16 protein-coding genes and 1 pseudogene are annotated in these 21577 nt (G+C 63.2%); 6 read left to right on the top strand and 11 right to left on the bottom strand.

Annotation, left to right across the window (positions count from 1 at the left end):
* Positions 1–148 precede the first annotated feature (148 nt).
* Together NKJ01_RS29895 and NKJ01_RS29890 are read left to right on the top strand one after the other, a co-directional pair.
* Positions 149–1984: a monovalent cation:proton antiporter-2 (CPA2) family protein gene (locus tag NKJ01_RS29895; protein ID WP_352733659.1), complete on the top strand. Its 1836-nt coding sequence runs from the start codon at positions 149–151 to the stop codon at positions 1982–1984.
* Between the two features lie 14 nt (positions 1985–1998).
* Positions 1999–2544, top strand: a complete 546-nt coding sequence (locus tag NKJ01_RS29890; RefSeq protein ID WP_023762924.1) for a DUF924 family protein — start codon at positions 1999–2001, stop codon at positions 2542–2544.
* 27 nt (positions 2545–2571) lie between these two features.
* Here the strand turns inward: NKJ01_RS29890 and folK are convergent, their stop codons facing one another.
* From folK to folP, 3 genes are read right to left on the bottom strand one after another with little or no spacing between them, the layout of a single operon-like run.
* Positions 2572–3084 (bottom strand): 2-amino-4-hydroxy-6-hydroxymethyldihydropteridine diphosphokinase, encoded by a 513-nt coding sequence (gene folK / locus NKJ01_RS29885; RefSeq protein WP_352733657.1) that lies wholly within the window; start codon positions 3082–3084, stop codon positions 2572–2574.
* Positions 3068–3427, bottom strand: a complete 360-nt coding sequence (gene folB, locus NKJ01_RS29880) for a dihydroneopterin aldolase (protein WP_023762922.1) — start codon at positions 3425–3427, stop codon at positions 3068–3070. The genes folK and folB overlap by 17 nt, the downstream gene beginning before the upstream one ends.
* A gap of 3 nt (positions 3428–3430) precedes the next feature.
* Entirely contained in the window at positions 3431–4282 is an 852-nt protein-coding gene (gene folP, locus NKJ01_RS29875) for a dihydropteroate synthase (RefSeq protein ID WP_352733655.1), read from the bottom strand.
* A gap of 103 nt (positions 4283–4385) precedes the next feature.
* Here folP and NKJ01_RS29870 point away from each other — a divergent pair, with 103 nt between their 5' ends.
* Both NKJ01_RS29870 and NKJ01_RS29865 read left to right on the top strand, forming a co-directional pair.
* Positions 4386–5024 (top strand): DUF922 domain-containing Zn-dependent protease, encoded by a 639-nt coding sequence (locus NKJ01_RS29870; RefSeq protein WP_352733653.1) that lies wholly within the window; start codon positions 4386–4388, stop codon positions 5022–5024.
* Between the two features lie 214 nt (positions 5025–5238).
* Positions 5239–6714 (top strand): MDR family MFS transporter, encoded by a 1476-nt coding sequence (locus NKJ01_RS29865; RefSeq protein ID WP_031261377.1) that lies wholly within the window; start codon positions 5239–5241, stop codon positions 6712–6714.
* Positions 6715–6761: 47 nt separating this feature from the next.
* Here NKJ01_RS29865 and NKJ01_RS29860 read toward each other — a convergent pair whose 3' ends face one another.
* From NKJ01_RS29860 to NKJ01_RS29850, 3 genes are all read right to left on the bottom strand, one after another.
* Complete coding sequence (locus NKJ01_RS29860) at positions 6762–7796, bottom strand: NAD(P)/FAD-dependent oxidoreductase (RefSeq protein ID WP_352733651.1); 1035 nt, start codon at positions 7794–7796, stop codon at positions 6762–6764.
* Positions 7797–7879: 83 nt separating this feature from the next.
* On the bottom strand, positions 7880–8200 hold the full coding sequence (locus NKJ01_RS29855) for a 2Fe-2S iron-sulfur cluster-binding protein (RefSeq protein WP_023762917.1): 321 nt from the start codon (positions 8198–8200) through the stop codon (positions 7880–7882).
* Positions 8201–8312: 112 nt separating this feature from the next.
* Entirely contained in the window at positions 8313–8681 is a 369-nt protein-coding gene (locus tag NKJ01_RS29850) for an Hpt domain-containing protein (protein ID WP_031261376.1), read from the bottom strand.
* A gap of 273 nt (positions 8682–8954) precedes the next feature.
* Here NKJ01_RS29850 and NKJ01_RS29845 point away from each other — a divergent pair, with 273 nt between their 5' ends.
* On the top strand, positions 8955–15353 hold the full coding sequence (locus NKJ01_RS29845; RefSeq protein ID WP_352733648.1) for a kinesin: 6399 nt from the start codon (positions 8955–8957) through the stop codon (positions 15351–15353).
* 154 nt (positions 15354–15507) lie between these two features.
* On the opposite strand, the gene NKJ01_RS29840 is transcribed toward NKJ01_RS29845, so the two are convergent.
* From NKJ01_RS29840 to NKJ01_RS29825, 4 genes are all read right to left on the bottom strand, one after another.
* On the bottom strand, positions 15508–16116 hold the full coding sequence (locus NKJ01_RS29840; RefSeq protein ID WP_050589476.1) for an ABC-type transport auxiliary lipoprotein family protein: 609 nt from the start codon (positions 16114–16116) through the stop codon (positions 15508–15510).
* A 79-nt stretch (positions 16117–16195) separates the two neighbouring features.
* Entirely contained in the window at positions 16196–17569 is a 1374-nt protein-coding gene (locus NKJ01_RS29835) for an MlaD family protein (protein ID WP_023757471.1), read from the bottom strand.
* A 14-nt stretch (positions 17570–17583) separates the two neighbouring features.
* On the bottom strand, positions 17584–18405 hold the full coding sequence (locus tag NKJ01_RS29830; protein ID WP_023757472.1) for an ABC transporter ATP-binding protein: 822 nt from the start codon (positions 18403–18405) through the stop codon (positions 17584–17586).
* A 1-nt stretch (position 18406) separates the two neighbouring features.
* Entirely contained in the window at positions 18407–19594 is a 1188-nt protein-coding gene (locus NKJ01_RS29825) for an ABC transporter permease (protein WP_352733645.1), read from the bottom strand.
* Between the two features lie 76 nt (positions 19595–19670).
* Here NKJ01_RS29825 and dgcA point away from each other — a divergent pair, with 76 nt between their 5' ends.
* Entirely contained in the window at positions 19671–20654 is a 984-nt protein-coding gene (gene dgcA / locus NKJ01_RS29820) for an N-acetyl-D-Glu racemase DgcA (RefSeq protein WP_352733643.1), read from the top strand.
* Here the strand turns inward: dgcA and NKJ01_RS29815 are convergent.
* Positions 20625–21491: pseudogene (locus NKJ01_RS29815) on the bottom strand (MFS transporter); the annotation flags it as partial. The gene dgcA and the pseudogene NKJ01_RS29815 overlap by 30 nt on opposite strands.
* Positions 21492–21577 lie beyond the last annotated feature (86 nt).

Raw genomic sequence — 21577 nt, 5'->3', positions numbered from 1 at the left:
ATGCCGAACGTCCGGCAGGCAAGCGGAGAACGTTGTTCCACCAAGGAAATCGCGTCAACGGCACCCTACCCTTCCTGTCAAGCTTTGTGCCCTTGCCTCCCGCTCCCAGTGCATGCAAGGAGTGCTGTCAGACACAGGGAAAAGAGGCATGGCGGTAGAGGCATCGAGCAGCGATCTGGTCCAGGTGGTGGCGCTGCTTGCGGCCGGCGTCGTCGCCGTTCCGATCTTCAAGCGCATGGGCCTCGGCTCGATTCTCGGCTATCTGGCCGCCGGTGTGGTGATCGGTCCATTCGGCCTCGGCGTCTTTTCGGAATCGGAAGCCATTCTTCACGTTGCCGAACTCGGCGTGGTGATGTTCCTGTTCATCATCGGGCTGGAAATGCAGCCGTCACGGCTGTGGGGCCTGCGCCGCGAGATCTTCGGCCTAGGCGCCCTGCAGGTCGGCGTCTGCGCGCTTCTGCTGACCGGTATTGGCATGGCGGGAGGATTTCCGATCGCGCAATCCTTCGTCGCCGGCGCCGGCTTCGTGCTGACCTCGACGGCGATCGTCATGCAGCTTCTCGAGGAGCGCGGCGAAATCACGGCGCCAAAGGGCCAGCGCATCGTATCGGTCCTGCTGCTCGAGGATCTGGCCATTGTGCCGCTGCTGGCCCTGATCGCATTCCTGGCGCCCGGTGGGGCCGACACCAGCCTGTCGGAACGGCTGACCGAGGTCGGCATCGGCCTCGCCGCGATCGTCGGCCTGGTAGTGGCCGGCCGCTATCTGCTCAATCCGTTCTTCCGCATCCTGGCGGATGCCCGTGCCCGCGAAGTGATGACGGCGGCAGCACTTCTGGTCGTTCTCGGGTCCGCGCTCGCCATGCAGCTCAGCGGCCTTTCGATGGCGATGGGGGCCTTCCTGGCAGGCGTGCTGCTGTCCGAATCGACCTTCCGCCATCAGCTCGAAGCGGACATCGAACCGTTCCGCGGCATCCTGCTCGGCCTGTTCTTTCTCGCGGTCGGCATGTCACTCGACCTGCATGTGGTCGCCGCGAACTGGCGGCTGATCGCCATCTATGTCGTCGCCTACATGGTGATGAAGGCGCTTGGCATCTACGTCGTCGCCCGCATTCTGAAGTCAGGTCATCGCGAAGCCTTGGAGCGCGCGGTCTTCATGGCGCAAGGCGGCGAATTCGCCTTTGTCCTTTACTCGTCGGCGGCGGCCGTCGGCATCATCGACGGCAACGCCAACGCGACGCTCACGGCGATCGTCATCATCTCGATGGTGCTGACACCGCTTGCGATCATCGCGCTGCGCTATCTGACGCCGCGCGACGAGCAATCGCTCGACGGCGTCGATGTCGCCGATGGCCTGACCGGCAGCGTGCTGATCATCGGTTTCGGCCGCTTCGGGCAGATCGCCAGCCAACCGCTGCTGCTGCGCGGCATCGACGTCTCGATCATCGACAATGAGGTCGAGATGATCCAGGCGGCGGCCGATTTCGGCTTCAAGGTCTACTATGGCGACGGCACCCGGCTGGACATCCTGCATGCCGCCGGCGCCGGTCGGGCGCGCGCCGTACTGATCTGCGTCGACAAGCCGGATGCCGCCGTCCGCATCGCACAGCTGGTCAAGGCCGAGTTTCCTCTTCTGACGGTGCTGGCGCGGGCCTTCGACCGCGGCACCGCGCTGCAGCTCATTCGCGCCGGCGTCGACTACCAGCTGCGTGAAACCTTCGAGTCGGCGCTGGTCTTTGGCGGTTCGGCGTTGGAATCGCTTGGCGTCGATCCCGAAGACGTTGCCGAAGTGATCGAGGACGTGCGGCGCCGCGACACTGCCCGTTTCGAGACGCAACTGGCTGAAGGCGTCCGCGCCGGACAGCGCTTCCTGAAAGGCAATATCGGCACGCCGATTCCGACCCCGCTCTCCACGCCGCGCCGCGCTGGCCAGGCACTCAACGAAGAGACGGCTGGCGTGCTGCACAAATCCGAACCCGCCGACTGAACAAGGAATTAGGCATGGAATTGGACAGCAGAGCCCTGTCGGTCACCAAGTTCTGGCGCGATGCCGGGGAGGACGCGTGGTTCGAGAAGAACGAGGCCTTCGATGCCGACTTCCGCGACCGCTTTCTCGATCTGCATTACGCAGCAGCGCGGCGTGAATGCGACGGCTGGCTGGAGCATGCCGAAGGCTCGCTGGCGCTGATGATCCTGCTCGACCAGTTTCCGCGGAACTGCTTTCGCGGCACCGGCCACATGTACGCGACCGACCCGCTCGCCAGATATTTTGCCGCGAAGGCGATCGCGGCCGGTCATGATCTGGCGCTCGAAGTAGAAGTCCGCGTTTTCCTCTATCTGCCGTACGAGCATTCGGAACTGCTCGCCGACCAGCACATATCGGTCGATCTGACCCAGGCCCGGGCCGAACCCTATCTCAGCTATGCCGTCGAACACCGCGATATCATTCGGAACTTCGGCCGTTTTCCGCACCGAAACAGGATGCTTGGCCGCGAAACCACCCCGCGGGAGCAGTCGTTCCTGGACGGCGGCGGATTCTCGGGCTGAAAGTTCGGCTGCCACCTCGTTTGGATGTCAGGCCAACCACCAATCGCGGCCGGACGACAATCGCTCGATGCCAGAGGTGTCGACGGCGACCAGCCGGTCCGCGATGCTGCGACCGCTGACCACCAGGCTGGGCGCGATCTCCGCCAGCGGCGCCAGCACGAAGGCGCGCTCCAGCATGCGCGGATGTGGCACCTCCAGCCCGGTCTCGTGAATGACGCGATCGCCGAAAACCAGAATATCGATGTCGATCAGCCGCGGCCCCCAGCGCTCCTCGCGTACGCGCTTCAGCTTGCGCTCTGCATCAAGGCAGAGGTCGAGCAAGGCACGCGGAGCAAGCCCGGTGGAAATTGCCGCGGCCGCGTTGAGAAAGTCGGGTTGATCGAGCTTGCCCCAGGGCGGTGTGCGATAAAGCGAGGAGACGCCGGTGACACGCGTGTCTGCATCGGCATCCAGCATGCGCAATGCCGCGCCCATTGATTTTGCCGGGTCGCCAAGATTGCCGCCGAGGCTGAGATAGACAGTACTATTCGGGCCAGACAACGGTCACCTCGACGTAATCGATCACGCCGGGCACCGGAGCGTTCGGCTTGCGCACCGTGATTTCGGCTTTCTTGATCTGCGGAAAACGCGCCGTCAGCGCACGGGCCACTTCGAGCGCCAGCGACTCGATCAGAAAGCGACGCTGCCCGGTGATGATCCTTTCGATCACCGTGAACGCAATGCCGTAGTTGACGGTGTCCTCAATGGAATCCTCGACAAGCGCCCGGCCGGGATCGACGGTGAGAGCGGCATCGACATAGAAGCGCTGGCCGAGCCTCTCCTCCTCGTCCAGCACACCGTGCCGGGCAAAGAAAGCGCAGTTCTTCATGCGGATGACATACATCGCTCAGTTTCTCGCCCGGTCGGTTTGACGCGCCAGCATAGCATCTGCGAGCGCCAACGCGTCCACGTTGAATGCGACATCATGGACGCGAAACAGATCGGCGCCCTTGAGCCGCAAGATGACGCTGGTCGCCGCAGTTCCAACCCCCCTGTCGGCCGCATCACGGCCGGTAACCGTGCCGATGAAGCGTTTTCGAGACGTACCGGCCATCAGCGGCAAGCCCAATGTATGCAACTCGGAAAAGCGAGCCATCAGGTCGAGGTTTTCCTCCGCCGTCTCCTTGGCGAAGCCGAATCCGGGATCGAGCACGATATGATCGTCGGAAATACCGTTCTGGCGGGCGATCTCCAGCGATTTCTGCAGGAACGCCAATTGATCGGCAATCACGTCCGGCAACTTCTGGCGATCTCGTCCGGTATGCATGATGACAAGCCCGGCGCCGGTGTCGGCGGCAACACGCGCAATGTCGGGCTCACGCTGCAAACCCCAGACATCGTTGACGATATGCGCACCGGCGGCAACCGCAAGCCGTGCGGTGTCGGCGCGATAGGTGTCGACCGAAATCAGCACCTCGCCGGTGCTCGCCAGCGCTTCGATCACCGGCAGGATGCGGGCCTGTTCCTCGCCTGCCGACACGGCGGCGGCACCGGGGCGGGTCGATTCTCCGCCGATGTCGACGACCAATGCCCCTTCCCTGACGATGCGCCGTGCCTGGGTCAATGCCTTTTCGGGGGCCTCGAACAGACCGCCGTCCGAAAAGCTGTCGGGCGTGACATTGAGGATGCCGACGACCACGGCCTTGCCGCCAAGCTCGAGATGGCGCCCATGCGCCAACTGCCACCGCCTGGCCGTCATTGCTCATCAACCATGGAGTTCATCAATCATGTGTGATCCCCAGCGGATCAATTCCGTTGCGCCGGCAACGGCCGTAAAGCAAGGTGGTCGAAGAGGCAACATAATGAAACGATCCATGCTTGGCATGAAACAACTCCTGCTTGGCGCGCTGCTGCTCGCCATCACACCGATCCCGGCGGGTGCGGCCAATCTCGTCAAGACGTATAGCTACTTCGCCGTCGGCGGCAGCACGCTCGACGAAATCGAGGCACAGCTCTTCAAACGCGGGCCGGAGGTGAAAAGCACGGGCACGCGCCATCCGGGCGCCACACAAATGGCTTTCACCACCCGCATCAGCTATGCGCGGACATCGAGCTCCTGCCGGATCACCGATGCCGTGGTGACCGTCAAGGTGAAGGTGATCCTTCCCGAATGGCGCCGGACACGCAAGGCCGATGCCGATGTAAGGCTGTTTTGGGACACCTTGTCGGCCGACATCAAGCGACATGAGGAGCGCCACGTCGAGATCGCGAAGAACTATGGCCGCGAACTCGAAGAGGCGCTGGAAGCCACCTACCCGCAAAGAAACTGCGACGCCGCAAAGGCCAAGGCCGCCGCAATCACGGCGGCCGTTCTGGGCAAGCATGACCGTGCCCAGGTCCAGTTCGACCGTGTCGAAAGTGTCAATTTCGAAAGCCGCATCCTCAAGCTGCTGCGCTACCGGATGGAGCGCATCGGGAACGGTAGACTGCCGCCGACGTGAATCGTGCCCAGGCGTTGTATGGCGGCGCAGGCCAATTGCACTGAAGCGTAGTGCCAGCTTCGAAAAATTTTCGAGCACCGGTCGAAATCGGCTTATACGGGACGACATATGTCATGTTCGCCAGGGCGACCTTCCAAGGATCAATGCGGCTAACGCGGTCAACACGCCGGAAGGGCTGAATGGCGGCCAGTCGCAAGCATACGGATGAATGGACATGGACCAGACTGTCGACAGGCAGACGGTGGTGAAGACCGACTCGCCTCTCAGCGAAAGCGAAAAGAACGCCATCATCGGTGGCGTACTCCTGTCGATGCTTCTGGCAGCGCTTGACCAGACCATCGTCGCACCTGCGATGCCGACCATGGCGCGCCTGCTCGGCCATGCCGAATATCTGCCCTGGATCGTGACCGGTTACCTGTTGACCGCCACAGCGATGGCGCCGCTCTATGGCAAGATATCGGACGTTTATGGTCGCCGGCCAACGATTTACGCGGCAATCCTCATCTTCCTTGCCGGATCACTGGTTAGCGCTATGGCGCCTAACATGCTGGTCCTGATCGTCGGTCGCGCGATCCAGGGCGCCGGCGGCGGCGGCCTGTTTGCGCTGGCGCAGACCGTGATCGGTGACCTCGTGCCGCCACGCGAGCGCGCGCGCTACTCGGCCTGGATCGCGGGAACCTGGGCGGTCGCCAGCATCGCGGGCCCGCTTTTGGGCGGCACCTTCGCCGAGCATCTCCACTGGTCGCTGATCTTCTGGATCAACATGCCGCTTGGTCTCATCGCCATGGCCATCATCAACAAGCCGCTGAGAAAGCTGCCGATCGCGGCAAAGCACCATCGCATCGATGGCCTCGGCGCGTTGTTGCTCGTCGCGGCCACCGCCTTGCTGTTGCTGGCGTTGAACTGGGGTGGCAGCGAATATCCATGGCTGTCGCGTGAAATCTTCGGGCTGCTCGCCTGTTCGGCTGTCATCTGGAGCGCGTTTGCGTTGCGGCTGCTGCGTGCGGCCGAACCGCTGATCTCGCTCGAAGTGCTTGGCAACCCGATCGTCCTTGCCGGTACGTTGTCATTGTTCCTGCTGCAGGCCGCCAATATCGGGCTCGCAGTCTACCTGCCAGTCTATTTGCAGTCCATCCTCGGGCTTTCGGCCAGTGAATCGGGAACCGCCATGCTTGGGCTCATGCTCGGCACCGTTGCGGGCGCGACATTCAGCGGCCGCACGATTCCCCGGTTCGTTCATTACAAGCGGATCGCGATGATGGGGGTGGCCTTCGCCATCCTGTGCCTCGGCATACTCAGCCTTGTGGCGGGGCATGTTTCCCTGCTGATCGTCGAGGTTCTGACGACGTGCATCGGCTTGGGCAGCGGCACGACATTCCCCGTTGCCACCGTGTCGGTTCAGAATGCCGTCGATCGGGCCCATCTCGGCGTCGCCACCGGCGTACTGACCTTCCTTCGCTCTTTAGGCAGCGCGCTTGGCGTCGCCATCCTTGGTGCGGTCGCGCTCGGCTACGGCCTGCCGCTTGCCGGAGAAAGCGCCCAGGCGGCCAGCACCGCCGTCGAGGCACAGGCATTCGTGATGATCTTCATCACCGCGGCAGCGATGCTGGTCATGGCGCTCGTCGCGCTGATGCTGATGCCGGAGAAGACGCTGCGCGGCCATCCCGAGGCTCCGGTGCTGGCCGACTGACAAAAGACGTGAAGCGCGTCGGCTGCATTTGAATCAAAGCGACGCGTTCAGGAAGCTTCCACCACGCCGAGCTTCTTCTGCAGGCTGGTCGACGAGGTCGTGTACTGGAACACGATACGCTCGCCGGGGCTGATGATGCGCTTGGCGGCCTGCGCCATCAGCGCCACCTCGTGGAAGCCCGACAGGATCAGCTTCAGCTTGCCCGGATACCAGTTGATGTCGCCGACCGCGAAGATGCCGGGCACCGATGTCTGGAACTTCTCGGTATCCACCGGAATGAGGTTCTCGTGAAGATTGAGGCCCCACTCCGCGATCGGTCCGAGCTTCATGGTCAGGCCGAAGAACGGCAGCATGCGCGTACACGGTACCTCGACATCGCCGTCCGGCCCCTTGATGGTGGCCGATGACAGCTGGCCCTCAGTGCCGGTCAATCCGGTCACTTGCCCGACCTGGAAATGCAGCTGCTTCATCTCCTGCATGGCATACATCTTGTTGACGCTGTCGGGCGCGGCACGGAACTCAGGCCGCCGGTGCACCAGCGTCACGCTCTTTGCTACCGGCTGCAGGTTCAGTGTCCAGTCGAGCGCCGAGTCGCCGCCACCGACAATGACGAGGTCGTGGCCGCCAAAATCCTCCATCCGGCGCACCGAATAGAAGACACTCTTGCCTTCATAGGGCTCGATCCCGGGGATCGGCGGACGCTTGGGTTGAAAGGAGCCGCCGCCCGCGGCAATCACCACCACCTTGGCCTCGAACACCTCGTTCTCGTCGGTGGTGACGCGAAAGCTGCCGTCCTCCAGCTTTTCGAGGCTGGAAACCATTCGGTTGTAGGTGAAGTCAGGCTTGAACGGCGCGATCTGCTCTAGCAGTTTGTCGACCAGTCCTTGCGCCGAAATCGAAGGCCAGCCGGGAATGTCGTAGATCGGCTTTTCCGGATAGAGTTCCGCGCATTGGCCGCCCGGCCGGTCGAGAATGTCGATCAGGTGGCACTTCATGTCGAACAGGCCGAGTTCGAACACGGCGAAGAGGCCGATGGGCCCTGCCCCGACAATGAGGACGTCTGTGGTGATGGTGCCGGTCATGCGATGTGCCCCGCTGCGTGTTGTCGAGACACTGCATGAGCAAGCCGCCGCTGCCAAGCAGCGGCCGGCAAAAAACCGATGTCTCAGCCCTGGCGGGCGGGCACGCGGACAACCAGGCCGTCAAGCGCGTCACGCACCTTGATCTGGCAGGACAGGCGTGAGTTCGGCTGGACGTCGTAGGCGAAGTCCAGCATGTCCTCTTCCATCGCTTCCGGCTCGCCGACCTCGGCCGTCCATGCTTCGTCGACATAGACGTGACAGGTTGCACAGGCGCAGGCGCCGCCGCATTCCGCCTCGATCCCGGGCACAGCGTTGCGGATCGCGTTCTCCATGACCGTCGAGCCGTTTTCGGCGTCCACGTCGAACTGTGTGCCGTCATGGGCGATGAAAGTCAGCTTGGTCATTTGTCACCTGAAGGGAGTTGCAGCCGAGATAATCACTCCGGCGAGCAAGTCAACTGCCGCGCGAAAGCGCCGCCCCGCGACGTTTTTCCGCAAACCGGGTTTGGCGTCGGATTCAGCGACTGATGGCGGCGATGAAATCGCGCACTTCGTCGATCAGGGTGCCGAGCTGCTTGAGCGTCTGGTTGTCTTCCGGCCGGCGCTCGATCTCGGTGACGCAATCTGCGATGGCAAAGGCACCCACGCCCCGTGCCGAGCCCTTGAGCCCATGGGCGAGCAGAAGCCGGTCCTTGATGTCGGCGTCGACTATTCTGTCGCGCACCGACAGTGCCTGTTGTACAAAGAGCGCCAGCACCTCCTGTTCGAGGCTGCGGTCGCCCATCGTCTGTCGGGCAAGGTGTGCCAAATCGACCGGTCGTGACCGCCTCGATCCGGATACGTCACCCCCGGGCATTGAGAAGGCAATGCCGCTTTCGCCACGCATGAACTCGAACTCCGTTTCTTCGATTGCCCCAAAAACCTAGGCGAATCCAGTGGACAACGGGTTAATGGATGGCCGCGAAAAATGTTGCGAAAACGGCGCCCAAATCACGGTTGCGTTAACCTTATATTTAAAGTTTTACGTATCCCGCGGAATGCATGTTTTCTTTACCCCCCTGTGTCATTACGATACGAGGGGTCCATTTTCAGCCTCCTGCGCGTGGTACGACAAACAGAATTATAAGGCCCGCGGCAGCTAGTACAGGGTAGCGAAGGCATGGCAAAGAAACCAACGACGACGAGAACTCTCGACAGCGACGTGGCCAGGGAACTGGAGAAGGCGCTTGATATCGACCTCAGCAATGATGTCGGCAGCGGCGACCTCGACATCGCCGCTTCGATGGAGGATCTGGAAGCGCAGATTTCCCAGGCCGCCGACGAGTTGGCACGTGAGGGACGCAACCAGAAACCTGAGTCCGTTGTCAATCAGAGCCAGGCCCAGAGCCAGGCTGCAAAACCCGCGCCCAAGGCCAAGCCTGCCGAGTTGCGCCCCGTGGAAACACGCAATGGTGCCCAGCCCGGGGGTTTCTCGCCGGCCAATGACGATCGCCAGAAGGACTACAAAACGCTCCTGCACAGCCTCAACAGGCGTGCCTCGAACACCATTTACTGGGTTGTCGCCTTCGTTTCGCTCGCCTGGTTCGCCGGCGCCGGCGGCTTGGCCAATGTCCTTTTCGGACCGAGCATCTGGACGATCCGCACGCTCGACCAGTTCCTTGCCCGTCCGGAGCTGATCGGTCTGGCGGTTGCGGCGATCGTGCCTGTCATCCTGTTTTGGGCCTTCGCGGCCATGATTCGCCGCGCCCAGGAAATGCGCATGGCCGCCCAGTCGATGACCGAAGTGGCCTTCCGCCTGACGGAGCCGGAAAACCTTGCCCAGGATCGCGTCATGATGATCGGCCAGGCTGTTCGCCGCGAGGTCGCGGCCATGGGCGAAGGCATCGAACGCACGCTTGCCCGCGCCGTCGAACTGGAAACGCTGGTGCACAGCGAAGTCAACCAGATCGAACGCTCCTATTCCGAGAATGAATCCCGCATCCGTTCGCTGGTCGACGGGCTCGGCAGCGAACGCGAAGCCGTCGTCACCCATGCCGAGCGCGTCCGCGCCTCGATCAGCGGCGCGCATGAGACGCTGAAGGACGAGATCGGCGCCGCCTCCGACATCATCCGCGACAGCATCCTCAATGCGTCGACCAAATTGTCGATGACCATCACCAATTCTGGCGACACGCTCATCGACCGCATCAACGAAAGCTCGATGTCGATCTTCGATTCGGTGGAAGGCCGGCTCGATTCGATCACCGACCGCCTGTCGACCTCCGGCGAGGCTTTCGCCAGCCTTCTCGACACCCGCATTGCCAAGCTGACGGACACCACGGACGGCCTGACGCGGTCGTTGACCGATCTGCTCGACGATCGCACCACCGGCATGGTGTCGCTGCTTGGCGGCGCCGCGCGCACCCTCAATTCTGAATTCGAGGCTAGCCTCAACGGCATCGAACGCACGCTCGCCGAACGCGGCCAGGCGCTGATCAGCGAGTTCCAGACCCGCGCCGAGGCACTGGATACCGGAACGCAGAAGCTCAATGCGGCCCTCGAGGCCCGCGCCCGTCAGATCAACGAGACACTGGTCGAGCGCGCCCGCGAAATCGCCCACACCTTTGCCGAGAGCAAGGACACGCTGTCGGCGATGATCGATCAAGGCAAGACCCAGATCGGCGCCGATATGGCCGACATCGTCACCTCGACCTCCTCCATGCTCGAAGCCCGCGCCAGCGACTTCGCCGGGCGCATGGAAGCCGCCCGTCACGTCGTTTCGCGTTCGTTCGACAGCGACATCCAGCGCCTCGCCGACGCCCGCGTCGGCATCGAGGAAGCCGTCGAGAACCACAGCAGAAAGCTGTCCGAAAGCCGCGAGCGCATGGCCGAGGCAATGCAGGCCGATCTGGCGAAGTTCGACGAAAGCCGCGCCGGCATCGATGCGGCGGTGACGAACCAGGTGCAGAAGCTGGCCGAAGGCCGCAGCCTGATCTCGCGTGCGCTCGAAGAGGATCTGCGCAAGGTCAATGAATCGCGGGCGGCTATCGACGCGTCGCTCGGCAGCCATCTCGAAAGGCTGGAAGAAGGCCGCAACAGGCTCTCCGCTGCCCTGAATGAAGACTCAGGGAAATTGGTGCAAGCCCGTACGATCATTGATGAAATGGTTGCCGGTCATGTCGGAAAACTCGCCGAAGGCCGCAACATCCTGTCGCGCGCCCTGGAAGCCGATCTCGGCAAACTGTCCGACAGCCGCGCCGATATCGACGGTCTGGTCGCCGGACAGGTGGAAAAGATCGCCGAAGGCCGCGCCGTGCTCGCCAAGGCGTTGGAGAACGACATCGTCGGCATCAAGAGCCTCATCGAAACCCATTCCGCCAAACTGGAGGAAGACCGCACGCAGCTTTCCCATTCGCTGGAGAGTGATCTGTCCGGCATACGCGGCCTGATCGAAGGCCATTCGGGACGGCTGGCCGAAGACCGCAGCCTGCTGTCGCAGACCCTCGAAGCCGACCTTGCCAAGCTGGCGGAGAGCCGCTCCAGCATCGATGGGCTGGTCGCCGGCCAGGTCGAGAAGCTGGCCGAAGGCCGCGACATTCTCAAACGCGCGCTGGAATCCGATCTGAACACGATCAAGGGCGTCATATCGAGCCAGTCGGAAAAGCTGGCCGAGGATCGCGGCCAGCTTTCGCGGGTGCTGGAAACAGACCTGCAGAATGTGAACAGCGTCATCGCCGACCACATGAACAGGCTGGTGCAGGATCGTTCGACCCTGTCCAAGGCCCTTGAGGACGACCTCGCCAAGCTGGCGGAGAGCCGCTCCAACATCGACGGGCTGGTCGCCGGCCAGGTCGAGAAGCTTGCCGAAGGCCGCGACATTCTGCGGCGCGCCCTAGAAGCCGACCTTAATGCGATAAAGGGCACCATTGCCGACCAGTCGCAGAAACTGGTCGACGACCGGGCACAGTTCGCCCAGGCACTCGAGGCTGATCTCGAAAGCGTCAACGGCTTGGTCAACAGCCATTCCGAACGGCTCGCCCAGGATCGCTCGACCCTGTCGAAGTCGCTCGAGGCTGATCTCGACAGGGTCAACGGCCTGGTCAACAGTCATTCCGAACGGCTCGCCCAGGATCGTTCGACCCTGTCGAGGTCGCTTGAGGCCGATCTCGAGAACGTCGGTGGCCTCGTCAACAGCCACGCGGAAAGGCTTGTCCAGGAGCGGTCGACCCTGTCGAAGGCGCTTGAAGACGACCTCGCCAAGCTCGCCGAGAGCCGCTCCAGCATCGATGGCCTGGTCGCCGGCCAGGTCGAGAAACTCGCGGAGGGCCGCGATATTCTCAAGCGCGCGCTGGAAGCCGATCTGGCCAAGCTGGCCGAAAGCCGCTCCAGCATCGACGGTTTGGTCGCTGGTCAGGTGGAAAAGCTGGCCGAGGGCCGCGACATCCTCAAACGAGCCCTCGAAGCGGACCTGCAGAGGCTGGCCGAAAGCCGCAGCGACATCGATGAGGTAATCGCCGGGCATGTCGGCAAGCTTTCTGAAGGCCGCAACATGCTGACGCGCGCGCTGGAAGACGATCTTGGCAAGCTCGCCGAGACCCGCAAGGACGTCGATCGCTCGCTGTCGGGCCACATTGACCAGATCGCCGCGAGGAGCACCGATATCTCAGCGGCAATCGCCGGCGACGTCGAGAAGATAGAGCAGGCGTTCAACCGTCAGACGGGTATCATCGAAGAACGCGCGGGCACCATGGAGCGTGCCCTCTCGACAGGCGTCGACAATATCCGCGGCGTACTTGAGAAGAGCGCCGTATTTGTCGCCGGCGCCCTGCGTGAGAAGGTGCTGGAAGTCACCAGCACGTTGCATGAGCAGGCCGGTGCCGCGCTCAGTGACGCCGACCGCAAGATCGCCGAGCGCGCCGAGCAGACCTCCGCCGCCCTGCTGGCACGGGCCGAAGACATCGCCCGCACCTTCGAGGACGCCGACCGTCGCCTGCACGCCCGCGCTGAAGATACGTCGAACGCCTTGCTCGCCCGCGCCGACGACACGTCCAGCTCGCTGCTGGCACGCGCCCATGAAACCGCCGATCAGCTGGCTGCTCGTGCAAGCCAGATCGCCGGCGCCTTCGACGTGGCGGACCAGAAGCTCGCCGCCCGCGTCCAGGAAACCGCCGACCAACTGACCGCCCGGGCCCAGGACACCGCAGACCATCTGGCCGCCCGTGCAAGCGAGATCGCCGGCACGTTCGATGCAGCCGACCAAAAGCTGGTCGCCCGTGCCATCGAAACGGCCCAGTCGCTGGCCGCGCGCGCCGGCGACATCTTGCGCAATTTCGAAGGCGCCGACCAGCAGCTCGGCATGCGCATCGGCGAGTCGGCCGAAGCGCTTGCCGCCCGTGCATCGGACCTAGGCCGCATCTTCGATGCCGCCGACCAGCAATTGGTCTCGCGCATCGCCGAAGGGTCGGAAGCATTGTCGAGCCGTGCCTCGGAAATCGGCCGCATCTTCGACGACGCGGATCAGCGCCTGGTGTCGCGCATCGCCAACAGCACCGCCACGATCGGCGAGCACGCCGAGACCATCGTCGGTGCCTTTGCCGATACCGAGCAACGGGTCGCCGAACGCGCAAGGCGGACCGGCCAGGAAATGGCCGTGCATGCGCGTGAAATCGAGCAGGCGCTGGCCGGTGCCGACGAGCGGCTTGCGTCGAGCGCTGCGGCTACGGCCGCCCGTGTCGAAGAGCAGGTCTCTGGCGTCGAGAACCGTCTCGCCCACACGGCCGAGACGATGGGCCAGAAGCTCAACGAGCAGGTGTCGAATGCCGAGGCGCAACTCGTCTCGCGCGCCAATGTCATCGCGGAAACGTTCACCGCGGTTGGCCAGCATATCGGCCAGAGCACCAACGATGCCGCCAAGACGATCGGCGCCAACACCCGCGAACTCAACACCATGCTCGCGGCACGTTCGGCCGAAATGTCGAAGATCCTCGACGAAACGGCACGGCCTTTGGTCGAGCGCTTCGCGCAAGGCGGCTCGGAACTGCAAAAGAGCATGGAAGCGGTCACCGAACGCGCCACCGAGAAGCTGCGCAGCGAGAATGCCGCACTTGTCGACGCACTCGCCAGCCGTACCGCCGAGACCTTGTCGGCGGTCGAGGGTGCCCGCTCGTCGCTGTCCGACAGCGTCGCCGATCTCATCGGCCGCATGACCAAGTCAAGCTCGCAGCTCGGTCAGTTGATCGAGCAGGCCGCGGTCAATCTTGGCCAGGTCGATGAACGCCTCAGCGGCAGCACGCAAAGTTTCGCCGCCACCACCGAGAAGGCCGCGCAGACCTTTGCCAGCTCAGCGCGTCTGGTCGATTCGAACACGACAAGGCTGACGGAACTGTCGTCGTCCACCTTGCGCGAGGTCGCGTCGATCGCCACCAAGTTCGACGAACATAGCCGCCTGCTCTCCAGTGCTTCGGACCTGTTGAGCTCGGCCCAGAGCAATTTGGAACACACGCTCGAACGGCAGTCGTCGCTCGAAGACCTCGCCGTCGGCCTGGTCAAGAAGTCGGAAGATCTCGAAAGGGTTATGCGCTCGTTCGAAAATCTCGTCGGCCAGACGCTGCAGAACGCCGAAGGCAAGACGATGGAGTCGGCCGACAAGATCCGCAACGCGATCACCGACGTCGTCGATTCGGCCACCAAGCGCTTCGCCGATGCGACCGAGGAGATGCGGCGAACCGCGGGCTCGATCAAGAGCGAACTCGACTTGACCCGCGCCGAGCTCAAGAAGGGCGTTATCGAAATGCCGGAGGAGGCCAAGGAATCGACCTCGGCCATCCGCCGCGCCGTTTCCGAGCAGATCAATGCGCTGAAAGAGCTGTCCGAGATCGTAGCGAAATCTGCCCGCAATGGTGAGGGATCCGAGCCACGCAATCTGCGCCCGGCGCCGCAAGCGCCCGCCGCACGCGCCGCCGAGCCGCCGCGTCGCGCACCGGAAGCGCCGCAGCCGGAGCTGCGCTCACCTCAGGCGCCCTTGGGCGGCCCTGCATTGCGCGGCACGCTCGACCTTGAGCGTCCGGCCGACGCGGCACCGCGTCCGCGGCCCGACGCCAATGCCCGCACGCCTCAGGGCGGCTGGGTGCGCGATCTGCTGACCGCGGCGTCGAATGACGAGGATCTGAGGCCTGCGGCACCCTCGGGGCCGGCGGAAGCGCCGCGCGCGGCGCCTGCCCAGCGCTCGCCCCTGCATGTCGTGGAATCGCTGAACTCGCTGTCCGTCGATATCGCGCGGGCCATCGACCACGACGCATCGATCGAGTTGTGGAACCGCTACCGGCGCGGCGAGCGTGACGTGTTCACGCGGCGGCTCTACACGCTGAAGGGTCAGCAGACGTTCGACGAGATCCGTCGCAAGTACCAGGCGGAGGCCGAGTTCCGCGCCGCCGTCGACCGTTACTGCGACGATTTCGAGAAGCTGCTCAAGGATGTGTCGCGCAACGACCGCGACAACATCATGGCGCAGACCTACCTGACGTCGGACACTGGCAAGGTCTACACCATGCTGGCCCACGCCAGCGGCCGCCTGCACTAGGGACGGCTGCTGCAACAAACAAAAGGCGGGAAATTTCCCGCCTTTTTCATGTCGACCTATTTGCATTGTTGGAGCATCTACGGCGCCGCGGCTGTTGCAGCGCCACTGACTACAGCGTTGTCAGAAGTGTTATGCGGTCAAGCCTTTACGGAAATCAGATCACCGAATCCGTCCAGTGCACGATCTGCCTGGCAGCATCGCCGAACGCGTTGTCGAGTGCGCTGACATAGGCTGGATTGCCGCTGCCTGAAACAGGCGCTGAGGCGGTGAAACTCTTGGAGGCACGCACCTCGCCATTGCGGTCGTTGAGGATGCGCACGAACAGGTCGACCTCGGCATGCTCGCCGCCGTCGACGCTCACCTCGAACGAACGGATCTCGACGATCACCTGATAATCGATGGCCAGGCCTTCGCCCGGCTTGCCGACGCCGGCAAAACTGCCCGAACGCTGGAACGTCTCGGCCAGCCGCGCCTGCACGATCAGCGGCAGCCGGTCGGCCCACTGCGCTCCCTTGAGATACTGGAGCGAGCGATCCGATGGCTTGATGACGATGTTCTGGCTGTCCAGTGCCTTGAGCGCCGACGGCTGCGCGATCAGGATCTGGCGACGGCTGTGGCCGCGCGCAGCAACCGAAGGCGCCGACAGCTCAAAGGTGTCGAGTGGCGCAGGCTTGCCTCCAAACACCGCGCAGCCGGCCAGCGTCAGGGCAAGCAGTGCCGCAGCCGATGTCAACCCGCCCGTTCTCAACCACACAGACTTCACGCGCGATCCCCGTTGTCCCCGGATCGTAAGATCAACCCGCTTTTGCGGCTCATGTTATTGGGGCGCACCAACTCCGAAGTCAACGCCGCGCCCTGCCATCGAACTGCCTTACCTCGCCTTCGCCACCCGAAAGGATGCGCTGCGGATTGCGGCTGAGATCGGTCACCGCCTCCTCAATGCGGCTGATCGAGCGGCGGCTGTCCTGCACCAGTGCCTCGACATTCGACAGCCCCTGGCCCGAGAAACGCGCCAGATTGTCGGTTATGACGCCAAGGCGGGCATTCAGCGTGTCGGCAACCTGCTTGAACGATTTCAGGGTGGCCCTGGCGTCGGCCATCACGCCATCGGCCTGCCCGGAACCGAGCAAGTGGTCGACCCTGGCGAGGATGCCATCGACACGCACCGAGGCATCGTTGAGCCGCTGCGCCAGTTGCTTGGCATCCTTGATCGTCTGGTTGATGTCGTCGGCCCGGTTGGCGAACTTGTCAGTCACCTCTGCGATGTCGGCGGCGGCCTTGTTGGCGCTTTCGCTGGCCTTCTGGATGTTGGCAAGCGCTGTGCGCACCTGCGCCGGATCGATGCCGTCGAGCACGCCGTCGACCTTTGCCAGCGTGCCTTGCGTCTGCTTGGCGAAATCGTTGACCGACCCGACCGCCGTGTCGACGTTCTTGATCACGCCGTCGAGCTGCCGCGACGTTTCCTTGAGGTTGCCTGTCACCGTGTCGACGTTGGCGACAATGCTCTTGATCTTGTCCTTGTCGACAGCATTGAGCAGGCCTTCGGCTGCCTTCAGCGTGCCGTCGAGCTTGCCGGAAACGCCTTTCAGCTCATCGGCCAGCGCACTGGTGGCGGATAGGAACTTGTCGATGCCGTCCGAATTCTTGGCCAGCGCGTCGGAGAAGGTCTGCACGTTGTGCACGGTCTGGGTCAGCGGTCCGCGAACGTCCTTGGTGAAGCCTTCCAGCTCCGTGAGCACCTTGTCGGCTCGGGTGAAGATGTTCTGCGCTGTCTGCAAAAGGTTGGTCACGGCGGAGGGATTGGCGATGATCTCGGCGACCTTGCCTTCCTTTTCCGCCTGGTCGAGGAGTTTTACTTCCTTGGGGTCGGCGCCCTTGAGCTCGATATTGGCCTGTCCGGTGAGGCCAGCAAGACCGATATCGGCCTGCGTCGACTTGGTGATCGGCGTCAGGCGATCGATCTCGGTGTCGGCGATGGCGACTGTCGGATTGTCGACGTCGATATAGACGCGCCTGACATCGCCGACCTTGACGCCGTTGAACAGCACGAAACTGCCGCGGCCAAGCCCGGACGCCGAACCCGGGATGCGCACGCGCAGCACCGTCGTCTCGCCCTTTTCGCCGATCGCCGCCGTCCAGTAGACGAAGGCGAACGCCGCCAGGATCGCGGCCAGCGTGAAAATGCCGACGATGACGTAGTTGGCTCTGGTTTCCATTGTCCCACTTATGGCTATGCGCGCGCCGCAAGATCAAGTTGCCGGGCGCGTTTTCCGCGGAAATAGGACTTTACCCACGGCTCCTCGCTCTTCAGCATGTCGTCGATGGTTCCTTCGACCAGTACTTTCTTGTTGCCGAGCACGGCCACGCGGTCGCAGGCGGTAAAAAGCGTGTCGAGATCATGCGTCACCATATAGACGGTCAGGTCCATCGTATCGCGCAGCTTGACGACCAGTTCGTCGAATTCCGCCGCACTGATAGGATCGAGGCCGGATGTCGGCTCGTCGAGGAAGACGATATCGGGGTCGAGCGCCAATGCCCGCGCCAGCGCCGCTCGCTTGATCATGCCTCCGGAAAGTTCCGACGGAAACTTATGCGCCGCGTCCGGCGGCAATCCGACCAGCTCGACCTTGAGCATCGCCAGTTCGTCCATCAGCTTTTTCGGCAGGTCGAGATATTCGCGCATCGGCACCTGGACGTTCTCCAGCACCGTCAGCGCTGAAAACAGCGCACCGTGCTGGAACAGCACGCCAAGCCGCATATCGACGCGCAGGCGCTCCACCTCGCTCGCCTTCTCGATGTCGAGGCCGAACAGCTTGATCGTGCCCGACTGTTTGCGCGTCAGGCCGAGAATGGTGCGCAACAGAACGGATTTGCCGGCACCCGAGGCACCGACAAAGCCGAGAATCTCGCCGCGCCTGATGTCGAGCGACAGCTTGTCGAGGATGACCTTGTCGGCGAAGGACACGGTGATGTCATGCGCGGAAAGCACGATGTCGCCCTCGCCCGTGTGGTCCGCCACCGCACCTGCCTTTTTCCGGTTTCGCAGCTTCATCTCAGAACTCGATCGCTGCGTAGAAGATGGCGAAAAGTCCATCGAGGATGATGACGACGAAGATCGACTTCACCACCGAAGCGGTCACGTGCTGGCCAAGTGATTCCGCGCTGCCGCCGACTTTCATGCCCTCGACCGAGGCAATGGTGCCGATGATCATCGCCATGAACGGCGCCTTGATCAGGCCGGCAAAGATGGTGCTCAGATCGATAGCGACGCGCAACCGGTCGAGGAAGGCGGCGGGCGGGATGTCGGAATAGAGCCAAGCGGCGACGATGCCGCCACCAAGTGCCGCGAAATTGGCGATGATGGTCAGGCACGGCAAGGCGATCACCAGCGCCACCAGCCGTGGAAACACCAGCACGCCGATCGGGTTGAGCCCGATGACCTTCAGCGCATCCACCTCTTCGCGCATCTTCATCGAGCCGATCTCGGCGGTGATCGCGCTGCCCGAGCGGCCGGCGATCATGATCGCCGTCATCAGCACGCCGAGCTCGCGCAGGATCAGCACGCCGACGAGATCGACGACGAAAATATCGGCGCCGAAATAGCTGAGCTGATAGGCGCCTTGCTGGGCAACGATGGCGCCGACGATCGCCGACATCAGCACCACAACAGGAATGGCGCCGACACCCATGCGGTCGATCTGGTTGAAGATCGCCGCCGGGTTGACGGCATGACCACGGCCGAGCTTCATCTGCGCGCCGCGGATGGTGGCGCCGAGGATGTTCATCGAGGAAAGGAAGTCGTCGCGCATCTCGTAGACGCGCCGGCCGACCGCCTCCAGCGCGCGAATGACGATGTTGGGCGGTCGCGCCGGGCCGGATTCACGGTCGCGCCGTACAGCTTCGCCCACCGCGTCGAGCAGGATCGACGCGATCTCGCTCTGGCCTTGCAACTGTATCTTGACGCCCTTCTTCTCGAAGGCGCTGACCAGCCGGTCGATCAGCCAGGCGCCGGCGGTATCCATCTTCTCGATCTTGGAAAGATCGAGTGCCAAAGTCTTGAAACCGCTGCGTTTCTCTATTCTGCGCAGGTCGGCGTCGATCAACGCCACGGTCCGTGTGGTCCAGGTTCCGGAGAAGGCGCAGCCGAGAACGCCGTCCTCCTCGCCGATCGCCACGCGCGGTTCGTGGTCAGCCTTCCCTGCGGTCGTGCCGCTTGCGTCGCGCTTGCCGATGTTGAACATGGCATCCTGTTTAGCTTGACGGGTCTGACCTGTCGATTTGCCGACAACCCTTGTCGCATAGCAGGAGCAGAAAAATATGGCGCGTGTCATTTCGGTCGAGGCCGAGCGTTTTCCAATCGCAGGAACCTTTACGATTTCGCGCGGTTCCAAGACCGAAGCCGAAGTGATCTCCTGCACGATCAGCGAGGGCAGCCACGCCGGCCGCGGCGAATGCGTTCCCTACAAGCGCTATGGCGAGACCATGGACGGCGTGCGCGAGGCGATCGAGGCCATGCGCGACCGGATCGCCGGCGGCATCAGCCGAACCGCCTTGCTCACGGCCATGCCGGCCGGAGCTGCCCGCAACGCCATCGACTGCGCCCTGTGGGATCTGGAGGCAAAGGTCAGCGGAACATCCGTAGCCGATGCCATAGGTGCTGCTCCCTTACGGACGCTCGAAACCGCCTACACGCTGTCGCTCGGCGAACCGGAGGCGATGGCGGCACAGGCCCGCGCCAATGCGGCGCGGCCCCTGCTCAAGGTCAAGATCGGTGGCGACAACGATGTCGCGCGCATCCGTGCCGTGAGGCAAGCAGCGCCCGACAGCCGCATCATCCTCGATGCCAATGAGGGCTGGACCGACGACAATATCGTTGCCAACCTCGCTTTTGCCGCCGAGCAAGGCATTGCGCTGATCGAACAGCCGCTGCCAGCCGGCCATGACGAGATCCTGCGCCATATTGCGCATCCGGTGCCGGTCTGCGCCGATGAAAGCGTGCACGAGGTGAAGAACCTCGGAGATCTTATCGGCCTCTACGACGCCGTCAACATCAAGCTCGACAAGTCGGGCGGCCTGACAGCCGCCCTTGTGTTGCGCGATCGCGCCCGCGAACTCGGTTTCGGCGTGATGGTCGGCTGCATGGTCGGTACGTCGCTGGCGATGGCGCCGGCGGTGCTGCTCGCTCAGGATGCCAATTTCGTCGACCTCGACGGTCCGCTGCTGCTCGCTCGCGACCGTGTGCCCGGCCTTGTCTATCGGGGATCGCTGGTGTCACCACCTGAGAAGGCGCTGTGGGGCTGAGCGCGCCGCAAGTCCGATCAGCACCAGGCCGATCAAGGCGATCGGGACCATGGCAAAAAAGCCGTCGACACCGAACCGCTCGTAAAGCGGGCCGGATGCCAGCGTCATTACCGCCATGAAGAAGCCGTTTGAGAAATAGGCGATGCCCTGCGCGGCACCGGTTCGTTCCTCGGAGACCGTTTCGCCGATCATCTTCTGCAGGCCGATCAGCACCAGCGCCACCGAGACCGAGTGCAGCGTCTGGACGCCGAAAAATCCGGCAACGCCGAGGCCGAGCGGCCAAACCAGCGGAAAGGCGATCCAGCGCACGATCGCGCCGATCCCCGCCATCGCCATGATCGACACGACGGAGAAGCGGTCGAAAAAGCGGGTGAACATCATGAACATGCAGACTTCCGAAACCACGCCCCACGCCCACAAAAGGCCAACAACCGAATCGCTGATACCGATCGATTTCCAGTAGATCGAGACGAAGCCATAGAGGAATGCGTGGCTGGCGGTGATGACGCCGACACCGATCGAAAAATACAGGAAATATGGGTTGAGAAGCTTCGGCGCGGCGTGCTGGATATCGGTGGCCGACAGCGGCGAGGCGCGCCGCGGACGGCCAAGACGCGGCGCCAGCAGGCCGGCGGCAAGAGCGGCGACAAACGCCACGAGAATGATCACCGGAACGGCCCGAGAGCCTGTCGCCGACAGAATGAAGCCCCCCGCGACATTGGCGAACAGATAGGAGATCGAGCCCCATTTGCGCATGCTCGTATAGTTCGAGGCGAAGCGGCGCACGCCTGAAAGCGCCAGCGAATCGGCGATCGGCGAATGCGGCGTCCACACGATTGCAGGGCGGAATCATGAATCGTTAACGCTCTGGTAACCAAGTGGGATTCTGTTGGCCGGGAAGGAGACCGGCCATGGACGCAAGC

It is taken from the genome of Mesorhizobium sp. M0276, from assembly GCF_040321755.1.
GTDB lineage: Bacteria > Pseudomonadota > Alphaproteobacteria > Rhizobiales > Rhizobiaceae > Mesorhizobium.
Note: the sequence above shows the minus strand (reverse complement) of the source record. Positions and strands in the feature narration are given on the sequence as shown.

Coding starts and splice junctions, on each gene's coding strand:
- NKJ01_RS29895 (WP_352733659.1), top strand. CDS start 149: ATGGCGGTAGAGGCATCGAGCAGCGATCTGGTCCAGGTGGTGGCGCTG.
- NKJ01_RS29890 (WP_023762924.1), top strand. CDS start 1,999: ATGGAATTGGACAGCAGAGCCCTGTCGGTCACCAAGTTCTGGCGCGAT.
- folB (WP_023762922.1), bottom strand. CDS start 3,427: ATGTATGTCATCCGCATGAAGAACTGCGCTTTCTTTGCCCGGCACGGT.
- folP (WP_352733655.1), bottom strand. CDS start 4,282: ATGACGGCCAGGCGGTGGCAGTTGGCGCATGGGCGCCATCTCGAGCTT.
- NKJ01_RS29870 (WP_352733653.1), top strand. CDS start 4,386: ATGAAACGATCCATGCTTGGCATGAAACAACTCCTGCTTGGCGCGCTG.
- NKJ01_RS29865 (WP_031261377.1), top strand. CDS start 5,239: ATGGACCAGACTGTCGACAGGCAGACGGTGGTGAAGACCGACTCGCCT.
- NKJ01_RS29860 (WP_352733651.1), bottom strand. CDS start 7,796: ATGACCGGCACCATCACCACAGACGTCCTCATTGTCGGGGCAGGGCCC.
- NKJ01_RS29855 (WP_023762917.1), bottom strand. CDS start 8,200: ATGACCAAGCTGACTTTCATCGCCCATGACGGCACACAGTTCGACGTG.
- NKJ01_RS29850 (WP_031261376.1), bottom strand. CDS start 8,681: ATGCGTGGCGAAAGCGGCATTGCCTTCTCAATGCCCGGGGGTGACGTA.
- NKJ01_RS29845 (WP_352733648.1), top strand. CDS start 8,955: ATGGCAAAGAAACCAACGACGACGAGAACTCTCGACAGCGACGTGGCC.
- NKJ01_RS29835 (WP_023757471.1), bottom strand. CDS start 17,569: ATGGAAACCAGAGCCAACTACGTCATCGTCGGCATTTTCACGCTGGCC.
- NKJ01_RS29830 (WP_023757472.1), bottom strand. CDS start 18,405: ATGAAGCTGCGAAACCGGAAAAAGGCAGGTGCGGTGGCGGACCACACG.
- NKJ01_RS29825 (WP_352733645.1), bottom strand. CDS start 19,594: ATGTTCAACATCGGCAAGCGCGACGCAAGCGGCACGACCGCAGGGAAG.
- dgcA (WP_352733643.1), top strand. CDS start 19,671: ATGGCGCGTGTCATTTCGGTCGAGGCCGAGCGTTTTCCAATCGCAGGA.